Source organism: Microcoleus sp. CZ3-B2 (genome assembly GCF_036705055.1).
In the GTDB taxonomy this organism is placed as follows: Bacteria; Cyanobacteriota; Cyanobacteriia; order Cyanobacteriales; family Microcoleaceae; genus Microcoleus.
Genome location: NZ_JAUBTN010000077.1, coordinates 1 through 20871, shown reverse-complemented (window position 1 = coordinate 20871; position 20871 = coordinate 1). Strand labels below are relative to the sequence as shown.

The window sequence follows — 20871 nt, the reverse complement described above, 5'->3', positions numbered from 1 at the left end:
TATTAGCCATTAGTCATCAGTCCTTAGTGTAGAGCGGATTGCGGATTGCCAATCACTAATGACCAATGACTGATGACTAATGACTGCAGGCTGTTGACTATTGAGTGACAACTTCTGCGTTAATTTTATCGACTACTCGGCGGAGGACTCCGTTGATGAAGCGATGTCCTTCGTCGCCGCTGTAACGTTTTGCTAGTTGGACTGCTTCGCTGACGCCGACTTGTTCGGCTAAGCCGAGATAGAGGATTTCGGCGATCGCAATTCTCATGATATCTCGATCGATCCTGGGCAACCGATCTATTTGCCAATCCACGAGGGATTCCGAGAGCAATTCGTCAATTTGAGAGCGGTTGGCGCTAACTTTCGTCAGGATTTGCAAAGCATAGGTGCGGACATCTTGCTGGTTAGCAAGCTGGAGCATTTCTGGAAACTCCATTGCGGAACCGAGACGGTTGATGGCGGTTTGCGTAAGTTCCACAGCTTCGCGCACCATTACTCTAGCACTTTGTATATCGCCGGCGCGGATTTCGCTAGCAAGCAGTTTGTCACTACTCCGCTGCACTTCCGAGGCTGCTGCTTCTAAGGATTCTTGAACTTCTGCTGTCAGGGTGCGGATGGCGGCGAGGACAACATCTTCCAGTTTCTTCGCTTCTAAGAGTTCTGGATTTGACGGTAGTTGGCTGATGCCGAGGAGTGCGAGTTCGCGTGCTGTTTCGCGGGATTTTTTCATATTTTTTAGATAGAAATTGGGATAGGAATTTAAGAATTGTTGAGATTGCTAGGTGTTGGTTGAGACCCTAGCCTTGGACTTTAGCAGAAAAACCCGCAAAAAACCCGCCCTCGGTCATGATTGTTGTTGGGCTGGTTTTGGACAATATAGAATCTGTTATTAAAAATACTGGACGGTTTCAACCGCCAGAAAGTCAAACTTGCACCTACCTGCTGTGGGGGTTGAAGACAAGGGCGATTGAAATTACGTTTTTCTGAACCTGGTTTCAATCTTCTTCGACTGGTACAGGCTGGTATCTTGATTCGGATATTAACGGTTCGAGTGTTTTTCCGGGGGGGTTGTCGGGGCTGACGGTAAGCGAGTTGCTGGGGTTGACGATGCCGCCGGAGATGATCAGTTTAAAGGCATCTTCGATCGACATTGACAAATTCACTAGATCGGTTTCCGGGACTATAGCGTACCATCCGGTGGTGGGGTTTGGCGTGGTGGGGATGAAAATGCCGATCGGAGTTTCGCCGGACAAATGAGACTTAATATCGTTACTGTCGATCGTACCCGTCACAAACGCCAAAGTCCAGATTCCCCGCCGGGGATACTCTATCAACACCACCCGGCGAAATTTGTCATTTGAGTTAAGAATAGTTCCCAGCAGTTGTTTGAGGGTTTTGTAAACCGAACCCGCTAGGGGAATTGCCTGCAACAGGCGTTCGCCAAAGTCTAGCAGCCACTTCCCGAAGATGTTGCGGGCCATTAAACCGATGAGTAAAATGCTCAGCAGGGGTACAGCCAGCCCTACTAAAAAATTCAGCAGATTGACCCAAATCGGGTTGAGTCCGTCAAAAGGGTTGATCTGCTTGGGAATTTTGGTAAGAAAATTGATGACCCAACTGGCGACGGTAATTGTCAGCCAGATGGTGGTAGCTAAGGGTATCACTACCAGCAGACCTGCGATCAGGTCGTTTTTTAAGTCTTGTTTGATGCGTTGGAGCACTGGTGGTCAACTCTCCTCGTAACTGGCTGCAAATAACGTGAACAAACCTGAGAGTAAAGCAACTGCACGGGCTTTAGTGAAAGTCGGCATTTTTATTGTCTTCTATCCCACCTTGCCGCGCCCTTGGATATGGAAAGAGTTAGGAGGTGGTAACTGCGGTTGTGCTGTACTTATATTGTCAAGAATTCTTGCAAATTACTGCCTGTCTTTAATATACTACGTGACTTGGGAAACACTTTACTCCTTTGTATATTTTAAGACAATTTAGCTAGGACTTAACAAATTAGCTCTTAGAGTTGAGGCCGATCCCATCGGGACGTTTCCCCTAGAAGGCTGTTGGGCTGCTGGGAGAACAGTTGAATTTTGAGGATGGGGCTGGCTAAACCAAGACAGTTGGAATTGTACTGCGATCGCGCTCCCTCCCATCGCACAATCATTTTTTTGAGAAATTGACAGAAGTGCGATCGACCAATGTAGCAGATATTACGTCAAATTATTTCTAAAATTCTAGATACTTATTAAACCATTTGACTATTGAATTACCATAATAAAAGAGATTCGTAGTGTGGAATGCGAGTCCGTTAAATTGTTACGGAATATCGATAGATCCCTCAATCCCTAAATCCCTAAATCCCTAAATCCCTAAATCCCTAAATCTGATTGTGATGCGTCCAAGACTGCTATAGTCAAATTCATATCCGATCGCGAAAATCAGCTCAAAAATAAATAGCTTATGTGGCAGACAACAGAACTGTTGGAATAAAACCCTATTCAAGGAAATATTGCGGGTGTTTCAACCAAAATACCCGACTTATTTGGCGGACATTTACATTTCTAGCGGTGACAAACCAGGGAATTCGGGAGAACCGACAGCATCTGCCGTATTGCGGTATAACGGAGTTACTGGCGAATATATTGACAGGTTTGTCGCTGACAATCCGAATACAGCAACTGATGAAACTGGCGGCCTGTCTCGCCCTTAAGGTTTAGCTTTTGGCCCTGACGGAAATTTTTATGTCAGTAGTTTTTTGACTGACCAAATTCTCCGATATAACGGCAAAACTGGACAGTTCATTGATGTATTTGCTGCGGGAAACCAGCAAGCAGGAGGATTGAACGGGCCGAACGGTTTACTGTTTGCTCCTGACGGCTATTTGTACGTGACAACGCAGGGGAGTGTTGCTCGTAAGGTGAAGCCGATTTTAGCGCAAATTTACCCAGTCAGGTGCTGCGTTACCTACGAATTATACTGATACTTCGCCCAGTAGCAATTATGTAGGTGGTTTGGCATTTTCGCCGATCGGCAATTTGTTCGTTGTGGGCTTTGACAACCGCGCCAGCGCTAACGGTGCGGGTGCTGTTTTGCGCTACAGTGGCAAGACTGACGAACCGCTGCCAATATCGAGCAATACTTTGTTGAGTAACAATTCTATTTTTGTTCCTCCCGACAGCAAGTTAGAGCGTCCAGTGGGAATTGCTTTCTTTCCATCGGATGCTCAATTAGGTCAAAAGTGGAATTTTTCACTGGCAAATTACCCAATCGAACATCAAGGGTTAAACAACCTGAATATTGATGTAAATTACAAGTACAAAGATGGGATTCAAAACTCTAAATATCCTGATTTTTTGCCGATTTACAAGAGCATTGACAATTTTTTAGTTAATTACCCAAACGAAACAGATTTTTGGGAAATAATGAACAAAAACCTGACGGAAAAAGTGCTGGCAGAAAATCAGACAATTGCGTCTGTGACGGTTGATTTGGATGTTTTACCGACGGAAAAATTGCCTTAGGAGCGCAGCAGCACTGTGACTCGGACAGCCCATGGCAAATTAGGAGAAAGGTGGGATTTCCAGATTCTTGATTATGCGATCGAACATCAGGGTTTGAATAATCTAAATATTGATGTCAAGTATCAGTATAAACCAGGAATTACCCAGGGTGAATATCCTGATTTTGTGCCGATTTACAAAGCTATTGACAATTTCTTGAGTGCTTATCCAAACGAAACGGATTTCTGGGAAATTGTGAATAAGAATTTGACGCAAAAAGTGCTGGCAGAAAATCCGGCTTTGAATTCAGTGGAAATTAATCTGGAGGTTTTGCCGACTAACCGATTGCCTTACGATCGAGCTAGTATTGTGTCGATCGCCTAACCTGTAAAAGTCGCTTTCCTATCAGGGTTGAATGAGCCTTGAAGGAGCGGTTTCTAAGAGCGATCGCCCATGATATGATTTGTGCCATAGATCTGTAGGAGTTCGCGATCGCATTAAGACCACAGAAATCGGGTTTTTATGGCGATTCAAGGTCTATAGCGGTTCTCAAAAAGTGAGGTATGCCCTAAGCCCTATGCCCTATGCCCACGGAGCCCTATGCCGGATAGTATCTCATACCAGAGCACAGAAAGGCTATAGATGCAGTATTTTCGTCGATAAAACTCGGTTTCTGGGCAAATAGTGCGTCCCCGGACTATATTTTTGGGAAGGAAAATTTAATAACTTATACCAATTTCATAAAGTAGCGCTAGATATTACCCCCCAACCCCCCCTTATTAAGGGGGGGCTAAGACTTCATCCGTAGCACATCTTTAGAAAAATGGTATTGTAAAACTTTATTAAACTTATAAGCAGTGGTAAGCAATAATTGTACTATGTAGTCAGGAGGTCGAAATGAAACTACCTGACTACGCCAAAGCAATAGGCATAAGTTACACAACCGCATGGCGGTGGTGGAAAGCGAATAAACTTCCCCATCCGGCACGACAGACGGAAAGCGGTCTGATTATAGTTGACTACTTGCCGCAAGCGCCATCAAACCAAGCTAAAAAGAATCGAGTCGCTATTTACAGTCGAGTCTCGTCTTCAGAAAACAAGGATAACCTCAACCGCCAATCGGAGAGGTTAACTGAGTACGCTATTGCTAACGGCTATCAAATTGTTAGAAATGTCAAAGAAATTGGCAGTGGATTGAACGACCACCGAAAACAATTAGAAACACTGCTACAACAAAATGACTACGACATTTTATTAGTTGAACACAAAGACCGTTTGGCTCGATTTGGCACAAACTATCTAGACGTTTTACTACTGAGATTGGGAATTAAGTTAGAAATAGTTAACTTAGCAGAAAATGGAAAAGATGAGTTGATGCAAGACTTGGTGGCTATAGTTACTAGCTTTGCGGCTCGACTCTACGGGCAGCGACGCGCCAGCATAAAAACGGAAAAAATAATTGCCGAGTTGAAAGACGGAGGTGCTGAATGCAGCTAGCAGAAAGGCATATCATTAAATCAACGGAACCTCGTTTTAGCGAAATTGACCAACTAGCTTTCAAGTCCAAAAACCTCTACAATGCCGCCAATTACGTCATTCGTCAGAGCTTTATTTACGGATGGGGTTATGTCAGTTATAACGAAATGAATGGCTTGATGAAGTCTCAGGTCGCATATAAGGCTTTGCCTGCTAAAGTAAGTCAGCAAATCTTGATGGTGCTAGACAAGAATTGGCAATCGTTTTTTGAAGCCGTTAAAGCTTACAAAGTTGATTCTTCAAAATTCACGGGTCGCCCAAAATTGCCGAAGTACAAAGATAAAGTTAAAGGGCGAAACCTTCTCGTCTACACGATTCAAGCAATTAGCAGCAAACAGTTGAAGAAAGGAATCATTAAACTTTCGGGTACAGAACTTTTAATTAAAACCCAAGTCAATCCCCACCAGGTTTGCCAAATTAGGCTGGTTCCGAAATGTGATTCCTATGTAATTGAGGTAATTTATGATGAACCGGAGTCCACCCTTGGCAACGCTAATTCTGTAGCTAGTATTGATTTAGGACTGGATAATTTAGTGGCGTTAACTTCAAATCAACCGGGATTTATCCCTTTGTTGATTAACGGGCGACCATTGAAATCGATTAACCAGTTTTACAATAAGCGGAAAGCACGATTGCAATCCCAGTTAAAAGGGAATCGCAAAACTTCGCCCCGCATTCAGCGCTTAACTCGCTGTCGCCATCAAAAAGTTGATAATTACTTACATCATGCTAGCCGTCTAATTATTAACCTTTTGCTCACCAAGCAGATTGGGACGCTAGTAATTGGCAAGAACGCGCAGTGGAAAACAGAAATCGAGTTAGGGAAGAAAAACAATCAAAACTTTGTTAGTATTCCTCACTCTCGATTAATTGAAATGTTGGAGTACAAAGCTCGGTTGGCGGGAATCACAGTAATTGTGCAGGAAGAATCCTACACATCCCGCTCTAGTTTTTTAGGTTTAGACCCAATTCCTGTTTATGGAAAAACCGAAAAAGAGCCTGTGTTTACAGGGGGGCGGATTAAGCGGGGTTTGTACAAAACGTCGACTGGTCAGCTAATTAATTCCGATGTGAACGGTGCGTACAATATCCTCAGAAAAGCAATCCCAAATGCGTTCCGCAATGGGATAGGGAGCTGCGTACTTGGGCCGAGGCGGGTCGATCCGCTCAAAGTGGAAGGGAAGGGGGAGGGACTTAACGCCTCCCATGTCATGCAATAAATGACTATACTTTTACCAGCTATTAAACATCTCCTGCAGTCCTATCCTTTGACATACCTCCTCGTCCTAAATGAGCGAGGATTCCTTGACGCTTCACTGCAATGCGCTACCGAAGTAGTTTGACCTTTGCTCCACGTCCGTTTAGAGTCTCCCAATGCCCGCTAGGCGACTTTTCGTTTTGCTCGCACAAGCCCAAAAACTTGTAGTTGCCTCAAAGGTCGGACTTTGCCGTTGCCCTCTTGCTTCCCCTATTTCTGATCGCAACTCTGGCAGGACTCTCAACCTTGCTGTTTATTTTGGAGTATCTCAAATCCGGGCGGGTCAGTGACCATCTACATCTTAACTTAAAGCCGTCCTAAAAGGACGGGGTTTTCAATCCAATTTTTTGATAAGTGCCAAGGTAAAAGGAGGCTCTTCCTCCGCACCTGCATTACCAGACAAAGGAGGCAGAGGCTCCGCACCTGCATTACCAGGCTCTTCCTGGTAACGAGCAAAAAAGAGTGCGTCCAGGACTATATATGAGAAATCGGGATCAACTAACCAACAGGGGCAGAGGTTCAACTAGAAAGCGGAGCAATTTTTTATTTTTTTTTTAGAGCGACCATCGAAATTGAGTGAATAATGGAAGTATTCAAAGAATTTTGATTAAAACTTTAAGTAAAAGATATTAAGGAATTGTTGTGAAAACGCTAAATATCCTCTTAATAGAAGACAGTGCCCTAGATGCCGAACTGATTGAGGCTTATCTAGTTGAAGGCGGTCTCAAGTTTTCTCTGCGGTGCGTAGACACTCGGGAAGACTTTGCTGCGGCACTAGACAAACAATGTTTTGATATTATTTTGGCAGATTATATGCTGCCTGGTTTTAACGGATTAGGGGCGCTCTCCATGGCGAACGCTACTTGTCCCGAAGTGCCGTTTATTTTTGTGTCGGCTACCTTGGGCGAGGAAGTGGCGATCGAAACTTTGAAAAGCGGCGCTACAGATTACGTTCTTAAACGCAGTTTGACGCGCTTGGTGCCGTCGATCGATCGCGCGATGCGAGAAGTGAAAGAGCGGCTCGATCGCAAAGCAGCTCAAGCGCAGCGGATCGAGAGCGAAGCGAGATTTCGGATGATGGCAGATACTGCGCCGGTGATGATTTGGATGTTGGACTCTGACAACCTTGGCGATTATTTTAACAAAGTTTGGTTGGATTTTACCGGTAAAACTTTGGCGGAAGAAATGGGCAGCGGTTGGATGGAAAGCTTGCACCCCGATGACTTGCCAAAATGTCGGGATCTTTGCAACAGAGCCTTCGAGGCCCGCCGCGAGTACCGGCTCGAATGTCGCATGAGGCGCTATGACGGGGAATACCGCTGGGTTTTGGGTACGGGCGTACCCCGGTACAGACTCGATCGCACTTTTGCAGGTTACATCGGTTCTTGCATCGATATTAGCGATCGCAAATTAGCAGAACAAGAACGCACTGCCGCTTTGAAAAACGAACAAGCAGCTCGCAAAGAAGCAGAAGAAACAGCTCATGTCCTGCTATCGGCCAACGCTCGAATTACTAACATTCTCGAAAGCATTACCGATGCTTTTGTCGCCTTCGATTTAAATTGGAACTACACTTATCTCAACCACAAAGCTCTCGAACTTTTAGGCAAATCACAAGCCGAACTCCTCGGTAAAAATCTTCTGGATTTATTTCCCAATGCTGTGGAATTATCATTTTACAAAATGGCAGCCAAAGCATTAGCAGATCGGGTAACAGTAGAGTATGAAGAATTCGTGCCTTTATTGAATAAGTGGTTGAAGGTGCGTTTTTATCCTGCCTGTTCTGGTTTGTCGGCTTACATCGAAGACGTGAGCGATCGCAAGCAAGCAGAATCTGCACTCAAAGCTAGCGAAGAAAAGCTGAAAATGTTGGCAGAATCTAACTTGATAGGAATTGTCTTCGGCGATCTTGACGATGGCATCAGCGACGCTAACGACGAATTTTTGCGGATAGTGGGCTACCGGCGGGAACAGTTGGAGCGCGGGGAACTCCGCTGTAAAGACCTTACACCGCCGGAACACCTACCGCTGGACGATCGCAGCATTGCAGAGGCAAAAACAAATGGCGTTTGCACTCCCTACGAAAAGGAATACATTCGGCCCGATGGTAGCAGGATTTCTGTGTTTTTGGGATATATTTTGTTGGGGGAAAAGCGACAACAATTTGTGGCTTTTGTTCTCGATTTGACGGATCGCAAGGAGTTAGAAAAAGCACTGCACGATCGAGCCGAGGAATTGGCGCGAGCCAACCGGATGAAAGACGAGTTTCTGGGAACTTTGTCCCACGAATTGCGGACACCGCTGAATGCGATGCTGGGATGGACGCAACTGTTGCAAAACCGCAAGTTTGACGAAAAAACGACGGTTAGAGCTCTCTCAACGATCGACCGCAATACGCGATCGCTCTCAACTCTGATCGAGGATTTGTTGGACGTGTCGGAGATTATTACCGGCAAACTGTTCTTGAATTTGCGGTGGATGGATTTGATTTCGACTGTTGAGGCTGCGATCGAAGCTCTCGCCCCCGCTTGGAGGGCAAAAAATATTCAATTCGTAACGGATTTCGACGAAACAGCGGGGCGGATTTTTGGCGATTCCGGCCGCTTGCAGCAGGTGGCGTGGAATTTGCTGTCAAATGCGATTAAGTTTACTCCTGACGGCGGACAGGTAACGGTGGCGCTGCACAAAGTGGAGAGCACTGATGGACAAGCGCAATTAACTGCGAGTAAAAATGTGTCGCATCCTAGCGTCGAAATTGAGGTCAGCGACACGGGAGAAGGGATTGCGAGGGAGTTTTTGCCCTATGTTTTCGATCGCTTTAGCCAAGCTGACAGCTCTACAGCGCGACCTTACAACGGATTGGGTTTGGGTTTGGCTCTGGTGCGCCATTTTGTCGAAATGCACGGGGGAACAGTGCAAGCCGAATCGGCCGGTGCGGGACAAGGAGCGAAGTTTTTGGTGAGATTGCCAATTAAACAGTCTCATAGCGACGGCGGAGTTTCTGTGGTAGCGCTTGGGGAGTTGGCGGTTCGAGAAACCCCGGCGCGATCGCACCCGATGGAGTCTTTTGTGAGCAGCAACCTTTCGGGAGTGCGAGTTTTGGCGATCGATCGCGACCGGGATTCCCTGGATTTTGCCCGTACAGTGCTCGAAGATTGCGGAGCCTTGGTGGAGACCGCGACCTCGGTCATGGAAGCCTTAGAGGTGATTTTCTGCCTGAATCCAGATGTTTTGGCGATCGAACTGGGGATTCCGGGGGAAGATGGAGAGGCTCTGCTGCAGCAAGTGCGATCGCGATCGGGGAACAAGGAAATTCCAGCGGTGGCGCTGACGGCGACAGGTAGGGTAGAGGAACGGGTGCGGGCGCTGCGGCAGGGTTTTCAACTTCACCTGTCCAAGCCTCTCGATCCTGCGGAATTAGTGGCGGTGGTAGCAAGTTTGGCTGGGCGATGACGAATTGTCGATCGCGCCAGTCGATTTGAGATTTGAGATTTTTCTCGTTACCAGGAAGAACCTCTCTTTACCCCTGGGCTTCGGGAGAGAGGAGTGTGAATAATATCGGAAACAATATCAAATCATGTGCGATCGGCATAGTAAATTCACTGTTGACTGTTGACTGTTGACTGTTGACTGTTGACTGTTAACACTTAACATCATGAGGAGTGCAACCGGAATTTATATCAAATCATGTGCGTGCGATCGGCATAACAAAAAAGGTTCGTAGTGCGGACTTGCATATGCTTTCCCCAAAAAAATCGTAGTGCCCACTCAATATAATTTGCCCACCCTTGACAATTCAAAAAACCCTAACTTTGTGTTTAATAGAAGACAAAACATTCTGCATAACCTCTTTCGCCACAGCCTTGACCACATTAATACTCACACTATTACCTAATTGATAGTAAGCCTTATCATCCTTGGGATGCAGCACAAAACCATCAGAAAAACCTTGTAAACGCGCCGCCTCGCGGGGAGTAATTCGGCGGACTCTGTGGTTGTGATAAACACCTAATTTATTAGCATCGCTAGCAACAAGCGTTACAGAAATCTTCTGCGGATCGAGAAATTTATACACTTCAAAAGAAAAATTACCCGACACAGGCTTGTACAAATCATTTTTCCGCTGTAGGTACTTTTTAGCAACCAGCAAATCCAGAATTTCATCAAGATTGGGACGAGCAAAAAAAGTAGCGATTTGCTCTTTACTTAAAAGCTTACCATCTTGGTGACAGCCAAATTTTTTATTTCGCCTTTTTAATATAAAAAGATTCATCAACTCAATTTCATCTAAACTGCATTTTCCTCGCAAACCAAGTTCCCAAGAATGAATCGAATTGCCGCCGCGATAGTCAATTAACCGCATTCCGTGCAAGCGACTTAAATCATTGTTAACAATTTGTTTTAATGCCTTGACAAAATCTGGGGAACAATCATATTTTGGGTCTGGATTGTCTTCCAAAATATCTGCCACTGTGACAGGTTTACTTAAGGGGGAAAATAACGATAGCTGTTGGTGGTTACAGGAATGGGAATCTTTTGGCCCTAAGTAGGAAACTAAGTCAAATTGGGGCGAAGCATTTAAAATTCCGACTAGGTAAACTCGGACGCGGTTCTGAGGTAAGCTAAAGTTAGAACTGTTGAGCAAAAAGCAATCGAAGCTGTAACCTCTACTGGTAATTTCCTGTTTAATTGTTTCGAGGGTTCTGCCGCCGTCGTGGCTGACAAGTCCTCGCACGTTCTCGAAAATAAATGCTTGAGGTTTAGCGGTATCAATCAGCCTCATTATTTCAAAAAATAAGGTTCCTCTGGTATCGCCAAAACCTGCTTTTTTGCCAGCAGCGGAGAAAGACTGACAGGGGAATCCTGCTAATAAAATATCGTGTTTTGGTAGTTGGTCAATTAGTCGGATATCGCCTAAAGGTGTGTCGGCAAAGTTTTTGCGGTAAACGAATTGAGCTTCGGGATTAATTTCGCTGCTTAAGAGGCATTCTGTTTTTTGATTCAAGGAATCAGCGGCTGACTCGAAACCTAATCTCATGCCGCCTATTCCTGAGAATAGGTCGATAAAATGGATGGTTTTCATAGCATAAAAATTGCTGATTTAGATGGATATCTTGCAGCATTATTAACAGGATTTAGACCCTCTTTCATAGGATCCAGATCCTCTGGATATTCGTTACCAGGCAGAAGTCTTAGCCCCCCCGAACTCGCGGGGGGGGTTGGGGGGGTAATATCTAGCGCTACTTTATGAAATTGGTATTATTTCTTGCTACTAATCCATTCCTTAAGATCCGCGATCGTAAAAACGGCCTGAAAATCCAATCCCTGCTCGCGATATAATTGAGCTCCACCTTGCTCTCGATCGATCAGCGACAACACGCGATCGACTTTATAACCCGCACCCCGCAGCCGTTCCACCGCCTGCATCGCCGACTTGCCCGTCGTCACCACATCCTCCAAAACCGCAACATTAGTCCCAGCGGGCAACAGTGGCCCCTCAATATAGGCCATTGTCCCGTGTCCCTTCGTCTCCTTGCGGACAATTAGCGCCGGAATCGATCGACCTTCCAGAGCCGAAACCACACTTACCGCAGTGACAATCGGGTCAGCACCCAAGGTCAAACCGCCCACAGCCTGCACCTGAGTCGGCAGCATGGAGAGGAGTAAGCGCCCCGTAGCCAAAGCACCTTCAGCGTGCAGCGTCACCGGTTTGCAGTTGATATAATAAGAACTTTGCTGCCCCGAAGACAACACAAAATCCCCTTCGCGGTACGCAAACTCGCACAACAAATCCAAAAGTCGATCGCGCAGCACCTTTAAATCAGCAGCATTCATAACTTACACCGTGTAACAAACACAAATAATCCGCCGATAATCAGTTTATATTGGAACCGTAATTAATCTAAAAGCCGAAGAAATATATGAGTCAAAAGTTAAAAACCCTTAGCCGCGCGTTAATTCTCGCTGTCGCCTCTGCCGCCCTCGCATCCGTCAAAGCAGCTCAAGCAGAACCAGCTCGATTTCACCCGATTAGCGACGACTTCAACCGACAATTCTTTGAAGCTTCAGGAGACTTTTACCACAACGTCAGCTTGCAAGGCTACATGGGCGACTATTTAGGCATCGGTGCCCCCAGCGGCGTAGTTGCCTTTCCCGAAAAAGAAATCGAGCGCGATGCCAGCCGCATCAGCGGCCTTTACCGACGAGTAATGCAGCGGCAAGTTTCCAGCGATCCGATTTTGCGCGTCCCGGATGCCGTCAATCCCTTCGATTCCTCAGTCATGGCGCTGCCTCCCGCTTGCCAGCTAGCACCTCAACCGAGCGGATGTTTCGCCACTCCCGCCGGACTCCAAGACCAATTTTTACCGAGAGAGCAGCAGCAAGATTCACAGACAGCCCCAGGCCCCGTTAGAGGACTTTATCAAGTATCGCCGGTTCGAGGAAATTAATTGCTGGTGAGACCATTGGTTCGCAGTCAGGACGAAGAGTCCTCGCTGCGAACCTATGTTGAAACAATACTGCCATCAGGCATAATTGTTCCATTCAAATGAGCTTTGTCCAGATTAGCTCCCGCCAAGTTCGCCCCTCTGAGATTGGCCCCGGTCAAATTCGCTCCCCTCAAATCAGCTTTGGCGAGGTTAGCCCACCGCAAATCGGCACCGCTCAACAAAGCAAAACTGAGATTTGCCCTAAAAAAATAAGCTGCAGTAAAGTGAGCTTCCCCGAGGTTAGCTTTAGATAAATTAGCTGCGTAAAAATGTGCTTCAATCAATTCGGCTTGATTGAGATTAGCTTGACTGAGATTAGCATTATTAAGGTTTGCGCCGATCGCATTAACTCGAAACATCACCGCACCGATTAAATTCGCATCTCCCAAATCAGTTTGCTGGAGATTAGCAGCGCTGAGATCCGCCCCAATGAGATTGGCACCGCTCAAATCGGCTCCCATGAAGTCAGCATTTCGGAGATTTGCTCCAGTTAAATTGGCTTTAATCAAATTAGTTTCGAGCAGTTGCGCTCCCGCAAGATTTGCTAAACTGAGGTTAGATTCGGCAAAGTTGGCGGCAATTAATTTAGCATTAAATAAATCTATTTTAAAAAGGTTTGACCGCCCGAGCTGCGCGCCTCTGAGATTGGCTTGGGCGAAGTTAGCTTCGCTGAGATCGGGTTCTATATTTGGGTTGAGATTTCTCCATTCAATCCAACTAACTGCACCTTTTTTCAGGAGCGCTAAATGCTGTGGGTTTGCCATAATTGCATCTCCTTTAATGGCTATTCCTTGCGACCGGTAATTGCTGGATTTTCCCGACCAGATATGCTTTCCACCGCTGCAATTGCTGCCTGGGAACCTGCTAAAATATCTTGTTCTGAGCCACCGAGGTAAAGTCGCCCGAAACTGCCGACAGCCTGAACCTCTAAAATATTAATCGATGCGCCTTTTTCTGCTTCATTGGCCGCCAGCGCTGCATAGGCTGCCGGTTCTACTTCTAAGACATAAAGCGTTTGTCCCGCCAGCAGCAACTGTCCGCGGCGGGTGCGGTTGATTAATTGTGTTTGGTGCGCGTCAATGTTGCGAATAATTTGGCTAGAAATTACTCGCGGTTTAATAGATTCTTCTCTGCGGACTCCGATGAATTCTAGAATTGCTTTCCCTGCGGCCCGCGTTTCTCCCTGCTGGCCAGAGTGTACTTCCAGCAGGCCGTACAAGCGCTCGACTATCTGCACTCCGGGGCGCACGGAGGCGGATTTGAGGGCGACATCGGTAATTCGGTTAATTTCGATACCGGGTGAGATTTCTATCCACAGCGACGCATCCCCAGGAAGCGGCAAGAATCCAGCGGCGATTGTGCCGATGTATGCTGCGTGCTGCGGCTGCAAGTTGTCTAGAAATACGTAGCTGCGTAGCTCTATTCCCAAAAGTTTTGATCTCCGTCGATCGAGTTCCAACTGTTGTCTGTGCAAGATCTGAGTGTACCTTTTTTTGTCAACAACACATGATTAAGTTGTCGGAAGTCCCGGAGTGCCGAAACCGGCGAGGGAGGTACGAGGCCGGGGATTTCTAGTGTCGGAGTGCCTGCGCGAGCTATGTTTAATTTCGTGTGCCTGCTAAAAATTGGAGATAAATCTATAGTGATAGCTGGAATTTAGGAATGTTTACTGCTAGAGGTGGATGTAGCTTTAATAGCCGATCGATATATTGGTGACAGTTAAAGATTTTTCTAAGCAGAGAGCATTTGAATTATGAAGCGTTCTAATTTATCCAAGGCAATTGGTGCAGGTATTATAGCTGCTGGTTTAGCCATTGTGCCAACTCATCTGCCTGCTTCGGCTCAGACAGATCCAGCTCCCGGTACTAACAGCAGAACCACCACAACTACTACTATTCCGAGCACCGATGCTCAGACAGCTCCAGCTCCCGCTACTAACAGCACCACCACTACCACTACCATTCCTCGCTCCGATGTGTACAATGCTGATGCCGATCGCGGTTTTGATTGGGGATGGTTGGGCTTGCTAGGCTTAACTGGTTTGTTCGGTTTAATTCCCCGCAAACGCGAAGAAACTGTCCGCTATACAACTACAACGGGCGATCGCGATCCAGCCGTGCGTACCGACTACCGTTAATGCTCCCGTGGACTTGCAGCAGACAATCATGCAGGAATAGGATATTTAATATCAATTCCGGTTGCACTCCTGGTGATGTTGACTGTTGACTGTTGACTGTTAACAGTTAACAGTTGTTATTGGTTATTGGTTATTGGTTATTTGTTGTTTGTTGGTTGCAATGCCCGATGCCCGATGCCCTGCGCGGGCCGATGCCCGATGCCCTGCGCGGGCCGATGCCCGATGCCCGGTTTGGCCTATGCCCGATGCCCGATGCCCTATGCCCGGTTTGGCCTATGCCCTATCCCGGATAGTACCTCCTATGAGAGCACAGAAAGGCTTATCACTTGTCGGACTAGCATCAAAAATCATCAAAAAACCTCCATTTTGCGAGGTTTTTTTGTTTGAGATCATGCGCGCTCGAACAACCGTCGCACGCTCAAAATCATCGTCGGTAGAACCCGACTTGAGATGATTAACTTCTGCCTTTCTTCATCCCTTCTTCCTTCGCGCCCTTTGCGTCTTCGCGGTTCGTTAAACAAAGACCTTTTACACACAAAAAGACCTGGAAAAAATCAACCAGAACGATCGAGCAAATCCAACATCGCCTGCAGCAACTTGTCAGGATCTAAAGGCTTAGAAAGATGCCGCTGGAAACCTGCAGCCAGCGCTTGCCGGTAGTCAATTTCTCCAGCATAAGCGGTGAGGGCGATCGCCGGCACAAGTCCCCCTTGCTCCGCAGGTAGAGCCCGAACCTGCCGCAGCAACATATAACCGTCAGTGTCGGCCATTCCAATATCGCTCAACAGCAGATCCGGCACAGACACAATTAAAGCAGCCAAGGCATCGGCAGCGTTAGAAACTGCCGTCACGCTTGCGCCACAATCCTCCAACAGAAAAACCACCAAATCTCGCGCATCAGCATCATCATCCACCGCTAACACCCGGATACCGCTCAAATTGAAGGACTTCTCCGGTGGCGCACTTGCAGCAGGAATTGTCGGAGGTTGCACGGGCATCAGGGGGATTTTGACTGTAAAAGTCGCGCCTTTTCCTTCGCCTGCACTGTCGGATGTCACCGTGCCGCCGTGGAGCTCGACGAGATGGCGGACGATCGCCAATCCTAAACCCAATCCGCCAAACTTGCGCGTGTACGTGCTGTCAGCTTGCCGGAAATAGTCGAACACGTAGGGTACAAAATCAGGTTCTATGCCTTTGCCCGTATCAGTTACACTAATTTGAGCGTCAGTGTCAACCCGATCGAGAGCAATGTCGATTTTGCCTCCCGCCGGGGTGAACTTGACAGCATTTGACAGCAAATTCCACACAACCTGCTGAAGTCTGCCCCCATCACCCAAAACCCTGCCGACATTCGGTGCAAATTGAGCGTTGATTTGAATCGATTTGACTTGGGCCGACAAACGTACAGTTTCCATAGCGCTGTCGATCGCCCCAGCTAAATCCACAGGTACAATATTCAAACTGACTTTGCCTTGCATAATCCCCGACACGTGGAGCAAATCTTCGATTAGCTGAGTTTGTAGTTTGGCGTTGCGCTCGATCGTTTCTAGGGCGTAGCGCTGCTTTTGCGGTGTCAGCACGTTCGATTGCAACAGCTTAGCCCAGCCCATAATCGGGTTTAAGGGAGTCCGCAATTCGTGGGACAAAACAGCCAAAAATTCGTCTTTGACGCGGTTAGCCTGTTCTGCTTCCTCCCTGGCGGCCTTTTCGAGGCCTAGCAGGCGTTCCCGTTCCTCTTCTGCATTGAGGCGATCGGTAATGTCGGTATTGGTACCGCACCAGCGCAGCAAATTGCCTTTCTCGTGGCGCACCGGCACGGCGCGGGAGAGAAACCAGCGGTAGGAGCCGTCTTTGGCGCGAATCGGGAAAGTATCTTCCCAGGCTTCGCCTTTTTCAATGCAGCGCCTAAATTTTGCGACAACCCGATCGACGTGTTTCGGGTGGTGCACCTGCTGCCAGCCCGAGCCTTGCATTTGCTCTTGAGTGGTGCCGGTGTAGTCAAACCAGCGCTGGTTGTACCAGAAAATCCATCCTGTGGCATCTGTCATCCAAGCCAACTGGGCGATGTTGTCAGCTAGGGCGCGGAACCGATCCTCGCTGTCGTGCAAGTCCTGCAGGGCTCGCGCGTGCCCGATCGCCGTCCAGAGGCGAGCCACCATTTCCTGCACCAGCGAAACTTCATCAATCTGCCAGTGCCGCACTGCCTGTGATGTCACCGCCAAAACAGCCACCCAGCGCCCTTCCTCAAGGCAGGGAACATCGACTAAAGCACGAATGCTAAGGGCACCGTAATTATCGACCAAAGAGGCTGTATCCGGGTAATTAGCGATATCTGAGATGACAAGTGTTTGACCTGCCATCGAGAGAGCTTTCAATTCGGGCGTCTTAAAGTCTGAGAGTTGATAGGTGCCGGCGATACTCGCTAAGCCCGGCTGGTGCCAGTCTCGCTCGACCATTGCCAGTCCCGCTGCAGTATCGATTTCGTACCAGATGCAGCGATCGACCTGTAGATATTCTCCCAGACTGCTCATAGCTTCCCACAACATTTCTGCGGCGTTGGAGCCTTGTAGCAAGCGAAGTTCGAGCCCGGAGAGAAACTGCTCGTTGAGTTGGGCTTTTTTGCGATCGTGAATGTCGGTATTCGTGCCGATCCACTCGACAATCTGGTCGAGGCCGTCGCGAATTGGCACGGCGCGGGACAAATGCCAGCGTTCCATTTGGTCGGAGGCCCGCCGCAGGCGGAACTCAACTTGATAAACTTCTCCGGTGATTTGACATTCTTGCCAGCGGGCAAAACATTCTGCCAAATCCAACGGCGGCACTAGAGACTCCCAATTGTTTTGAGCGGCTTCCTCGTAGGACATTCCCAGATATTCCGACCATTTTTGATTGGCAAACCGAAGTGCCCCGGCGGAGTCTACATTCCAAATCAGGTGGGGCAGCGATTCAGCCAGGAAGCGGAAGCGGCGGTCGCTTTCTGCTAAGCTTTCTTCGGCTTGTTTGCGATCGTCAATATCAATGCCGATTCCGACCCATTGCAGCACTTTTCCCCGGCTGTCTTTGACGGGGACAAGTCGCGCCAAATGCCAGCGGTAGGTGCCGTCAAACCTGCGTACCCGACATTCAAATTCGTAGGATTCCCCTGCTTGAATCGCCTGAGTGCGGGTGGCGACAACTGCGGGCAAATCCTCATGATGAAATAATTCCAGCACAGGCACTGTCAGAGGCAATTCTGGAATCATGCCCGTGTAGCTTAGCCAGTGCTGGTTGCAAAAATCTAACCTGCCGTCGGCGGTGTTGATCCACATTAACTGCGGCACGGCATCGGCTAGAGTGCGGTAGCGATTTTCGCTTTGCCGCAGTGCTTCTTCTATTTGCCGGCGTTCGGTTTTGTCCTGCATGATTTTCAGGAAACCTTGCACGTCGCCTGCTGCGTCGCGCAGGGGCATCACCAGCCCGCTGCCCCAAAAACGGCTGCCGTCTTTGCACAGGTGCCAGCGCTCGTTTTCTGCTTTTCCTTCAGTCAGCGCTAGGTGCATTTCTAATTCCGGCTTTCTGGCTGCTGAGTCTTCTGGAGTGAAGATGATTCGTCCGTGCCGGCCGACGATTTCTGCTTCGGAATAGCCCAGCAATCTCTCTGCGCCTGCGTTCCAACTGGTAAGGTGTCCGCCGGTGTCTAGGGTGAAGATGGCGTAGTCTTTGGCGCTGTCGAGTATCAACTGCAGGTGGGTTTCGCGATCGCGCAGGGCTGTTTCTGCTTGTTTGCGCTTGGTGATGTCGCTGGTGAAGCCGACTACTTTGGTCACTTCGCCTTGCTGGTTGCGAATCGCGGTGCCGCGCTGCCAAACATCGATCCAGCGGCCGTCTTCGTGCCGGACTCGGTACTCGCTTTCGTAGCGCTCAAAAGTCAAAATTGCTTCCGTCTCGGCCTCGATGCGGGCCAAATCGAGGGGATGGATGCGTTCTCTCCACCACTCTAGGGTGGCCGGTGCGTCCTCGGGGCGGACACCGACGAGGGAGTACAGTCCTTCGGAACGGTAAACGCTGTTGGATGCTATATCCCACTCAAACACCATGCCGTCGATCGCCCTTGTCGCTAGTTGAAAGCGGTTGTGGCTTTCTTGCAAATCGAGTTCGGCTTTTTTGCGATCGGTAACATCCAATACTACTCCGATCAACCGCACTGCGGAGCCTGCTGCGTTGTAGAAATAGCGCCCGGACACGCTCAACCAGCGGATTTCTTTGGTGTCGGCGCGGATGATGCGGTATTCGATCGAGTATAGCGCGCGGGTTTTCCGAGCTGTTTTGACTGCTTGCATGACTTGCTTTAAGTCGTCTGGATGCACGCAGTTTTTCCACAGTGCGAGCGTTGTTTCGCCGCTCAATGTCGGTTCTGTGCCGAAAATCCTGAAATGGTTCGCCGACCAAATTACTCGATTTGTTACTAAGTCTTGATCCCAGGTTGCCATGCCGGAGCCTTCGATGGCAACGCTCAAACGTTCTTCGCTTTGTTGGAAGGCTGTTTCTGTTTGTTTGCGATCGTTGATATCTGTCAGGGAACCCACGGCGCGCACGGGATTGCCCGACTCGTCCCAAACTGCTCGCCCTCTGACTAAAATCCATTTGTAGCGCCCGTCGGGACAGAGGATGCGGTATTCTCCGCAGTAATGGGAGGTTTTGGAGTGCAAGTGTTCCTGCCACTTGCTTTGAATTCTCTCCAAGTCGTCGGGATGAATGTAGCTCACGTATTGGGCTAGATCCTTGACTTCTTCGGGCCGGCGTTCCAAAATCTGTAAACAGCGATCGCTCGCTACATGACAATTTGTTTGTAAATCGTGTTCCCAAATGCCGTCGTTGTTGCCCTGCAACGCAAGCTGCCAGCGTTCTTCGCGATCGAACAAAGCTTCTTTGGTGCGATCGGCGCGATCGACTTTTAGGGCGGCAACGCCAAAGTCTGCTAGCACCAGCCCGATCCGCAAGTCTTCGGTATCGAACTGGCCGCCATCGTGGGAGACAATCCAGATTGCTCCCAGCGGTTGATTTTCTGCTAGCAGTGGCAGGACTAAGGCTTCGGCGATCGGCAGCGGGCGCGGCAGCAAGTCCTGTAAGTATTGTTCTGGATGCAGGTAAAGCTGGGGAGTTTGGAAGTCTAGATTGGCTCCGACTTCATTGAGCGTCCGAGGTGTGTTTGGTTGTTCTGCGGCTTTCCACGCGCCCGCTAACGCTTCCCAATAAAAAGTTTGTTCTGATGTGGCATTTTCTGTTAGCAAGCATACTCCGACGCTACCTGCGCGGCACAACTCTCGCGCGATCGCCGCGAGTGTTTGGAGCATGGTGCGGGGGGAGGTTGCCAGTTTTCGGGCAAGGGTTTGCAGCGCCCGATTTTCTGCTTGCAAATCGGGCGATCGAGGGGTGCGGCGCGACAGAAGCTTTGCGATCGAAATGTCGGTTAAATTAGTTTGTGGGGTTTGCCAAGGTTCCATCTATCTAGTCGTTTTGATGTCTTTCGGTCTGAGCGGGCGATCGGATATCAGAGCGCACTTAAATTATCTGCTACATTTTATTATCTACCGACAGACATAATCTGTTATCTGTCTTGGGAACTATGTTTAATTTTTCAGGCTAGTTTATAGCCTTGGTTGCCTCTGCTCTTGTTGCGGCCTTATGCACAATTTTATTCCCGAATCGCGCTTTTTCCCCTATCTGACTCGATCGCGTAATTCAGTCAGTCCCGGACAAGGAAAATACAGTGATATAGCGGTTCTGTGTAACATGAGGTAAGCACGAGCGATCGGTAATCGGTAATTAAGAGAGAGGGTTAGCTACCAGCTAGGAGATTTAAACTTTTGGGCTTCGCTTCGCCTGCGCGGCCCTGCGCGGGCCAATTCCCAATTCCCAATTCCCAATTCCCAATTCCCAATTCCCAATTCCCAATTCCCAATTCCCAATTCCCAATTC

At 48.3% G+C, this 20871-nt stretch carries 16 protein-coding genes; 9 read left to right on the top strand and 7 right to left on the bottom strand.

All coding sequences use genetic code 11. From position 1 onward, the window contains the following. Nucleotides 1-97: 97 nt before the first annotated feature. Both nusB and QUA97_RS24950 read right to left on the bottom strand, forming a co-directional pair. On the bottom strand, nt 98-730 hold the full coding sequence (gene nusB, locus QUA97_RS24955) for a transcription antitermination factor NusB (RefSeq protein ID WP_194066724.1): 633 nt from the start codon (nt 728-730) through the stop codon (nt 98-100). A 265-nt stretch (nt 731-995) separates the two neighbouring features. Beyond that, nucleotides 996-1721, bottom strand: a complete 726-nt coding sequence (locus QUA97_RS24950) for a DUF502 domain-containing protein (RefSeq protein ID WP_194066723.1) — start codon at nt 1719-1721, stop codon at nt 996-998. A gap of 788 nt (nt 1722-2509) precedes the next feature. Here QUA97_RS24950 and QUA97_RS24945 point away from each other — a divergent pair. The 7 genes from QUA97_RS24945 (at nt 2510) to QUA97_RS24915 (ending at nt 9741) form a co-directional block, all read left to right on the top strand. Next, nucleotides 2510-2704: a hypothetical protein gene (locus tag QUA97_RS24945; protein ID WP_333196802.1), complete on the top strand. Its 195-nt coding sequence runs from the start codon at nt 2510-2512 to the stop codon at nt 2702-2704. 45 nt (nt 2705-2749) lie between these two features. Further along, on the top strand, nt 2750-2974 hold the full coding sequence (locus QUA97_RS24940; protein ID WP_194066720.1) for a hypothetical protein: 225 nt from the start codon (nt 2750-2752) through the stop codon (nt 2972-2974). Nucleotides 2975-3005: 31 nt separating this feature from the next. Next, nucleotides 3006-3515, top strand: a complete 510-nt coding sequence (locus QUA97_RS24935) for a hypothetical protein (RefSeq protein WP_194066719.1) — start codon at nt 3006-3008, stop codon at nt 3513-3515. A 15-nt stretch (nt 3516-3530) separates the two neighbouring features. Then, nucleotides 3531-3878, top strand: a complete 348-nt coding sequence (locus QUA97_RS24930) for a hypothetical protein (RefSeq protein WP_333196798.1) — start codon at nt 3531-3533, stop codon at nt 3876-3878. Between the two features lie 513 nt (nt 3879-4391). Further along, a complete protein-coding gene (locus tag QUA97_RS24925) occupies nt 4392-4991 on the top strand; it encodes an IS607 family transposase (protein WP_333196796.1) in 600 nt (199 codons plus the stop codon). Beyond that, complete coding sequence (locus QUA97_RS24920; RefSeq protein ID WP_333196794.1) at nt 4982-6250, top strand: RNA-guided endonuclease InsQ/TnpB family protein; 1269 nt, start codon at nt 4982-4984, stop codon at nt 6248-6250. The genes QUA97_RS24925 and QUA97_RS24920 overlap by 10 nt, the downstream gene beginning before the upstream one ends. Nucleotides 6251-6930: 680 nt before the next feature. Then, nucleotides 6931-9741 (top strand): PAS domain S-box protein, encoded by a 2811-nt coding sequence (locus tag QUA97_RS24915; protein ID WP_194066717.1) that lies wholly within the window; start codon nt 6931-6933, stop codon nt 9739-9741. 343 nt (nt 9742-10084) lie between these two features. Here QUA97_RS24915 and dcm read toward each other — a convergent pair whose 3' ends face one another. Together dcm and pyrE are read right to left on the bottom strand one after the other, a co-directional pair. After that, on the bottom strand, nt 10085-11371 hold the full coding sequence (gene dcm, locus QUA97_RS24910) for a DNA (cytosine-5-)-methyltransferase (protein WP_333196792.1): 1287 nt from the start codon (nt 11369-11371) through the stop codon (nt 10085-10087). 176 nt (nt 11372-11547) lie between these two features. Further along, the gene (gene pyrE, locus QUA97_RS24905; RefSeq protein ID WP_194071075.1) at nt 11548-12123 is read right to left on the bottom strand and encodes an orotate phosphoribosyltransferase; all 576 of its coding nucleotides are present in this window, start codon (nt 12121-12123) and stop codon (nt 11548-11550) included. A gap of 86 nt (nt 12124-12209) precedes the next feature. Between pyrE and QUA97_RS24900 the strand changes: the two genes are divergently transcribed. Next, nucleotides 12210-12737 (top strand): hypothetical protein, encoded by a 528-nt coding sequence (locus tag QUA97_RS24900; protein WP_194071074.1) that lies wholly within the window; start codon nt 12210-12212, stop codon nt 12735-12737. Nucleotides 12738-12790: 53 nt separating this feature from the next. On the opposite strand, the gene QUA97_RS24895 is transcribed toward QUA97_RS24900, so the two are convergent. Next, nucleotides 12791-13540, bottom strand: coding sequence for a pentapeptide repeat-containing protein (locus QUA97_RS24895; protein ID WP_333196789.1), 750 nt, complete (start codon nt 13538-13540; stop codon nt 12791-12793). A 20-nt stretch (nt 13541-13560) separates the two neighbouring features. Next, a complete protein-coding gene (locus QUA97_RS24890; RefSeq protein ID WP_194010953.1) occupies nt 13561-14205 on the bottom strand; it encodes a hypothetical protein in 645 nt (214 codons plus the stop codon). A gap of 324 nt (nt 14206-14529) precedes the next feature. Between QUA97_RS24890 and QUA97_RS24885 the strand changes: the two genes are divergently transcribed. After that, a complete protein-coding gene (locus QUA97_RS24885) occupies nt 14530-14913 on the top strand; it encodes a WGxxGxxG family protein (protein WP_194071072.1) in 384 nt (127 codons plus the stop codon). 554 nt (nt 14914-15467) lie between these two features. On the opposite strand, the gene QUA97_RS24880 is transcribed toward QUA97_RS24885, so the two are convergent. Then, on the bottom strand, nt 15468-20396 hold the full coding sequence (locus tag QUA97_RS24880) for a PAS domain-containing protein (protein ID WP_333196784.1): 4929 nt from the start codon (nt 20394-20396) through the stop codon (nt 15468-15470). Between the last annotated feature and the right edge of the window lie 475 nt (nt 20397-20871).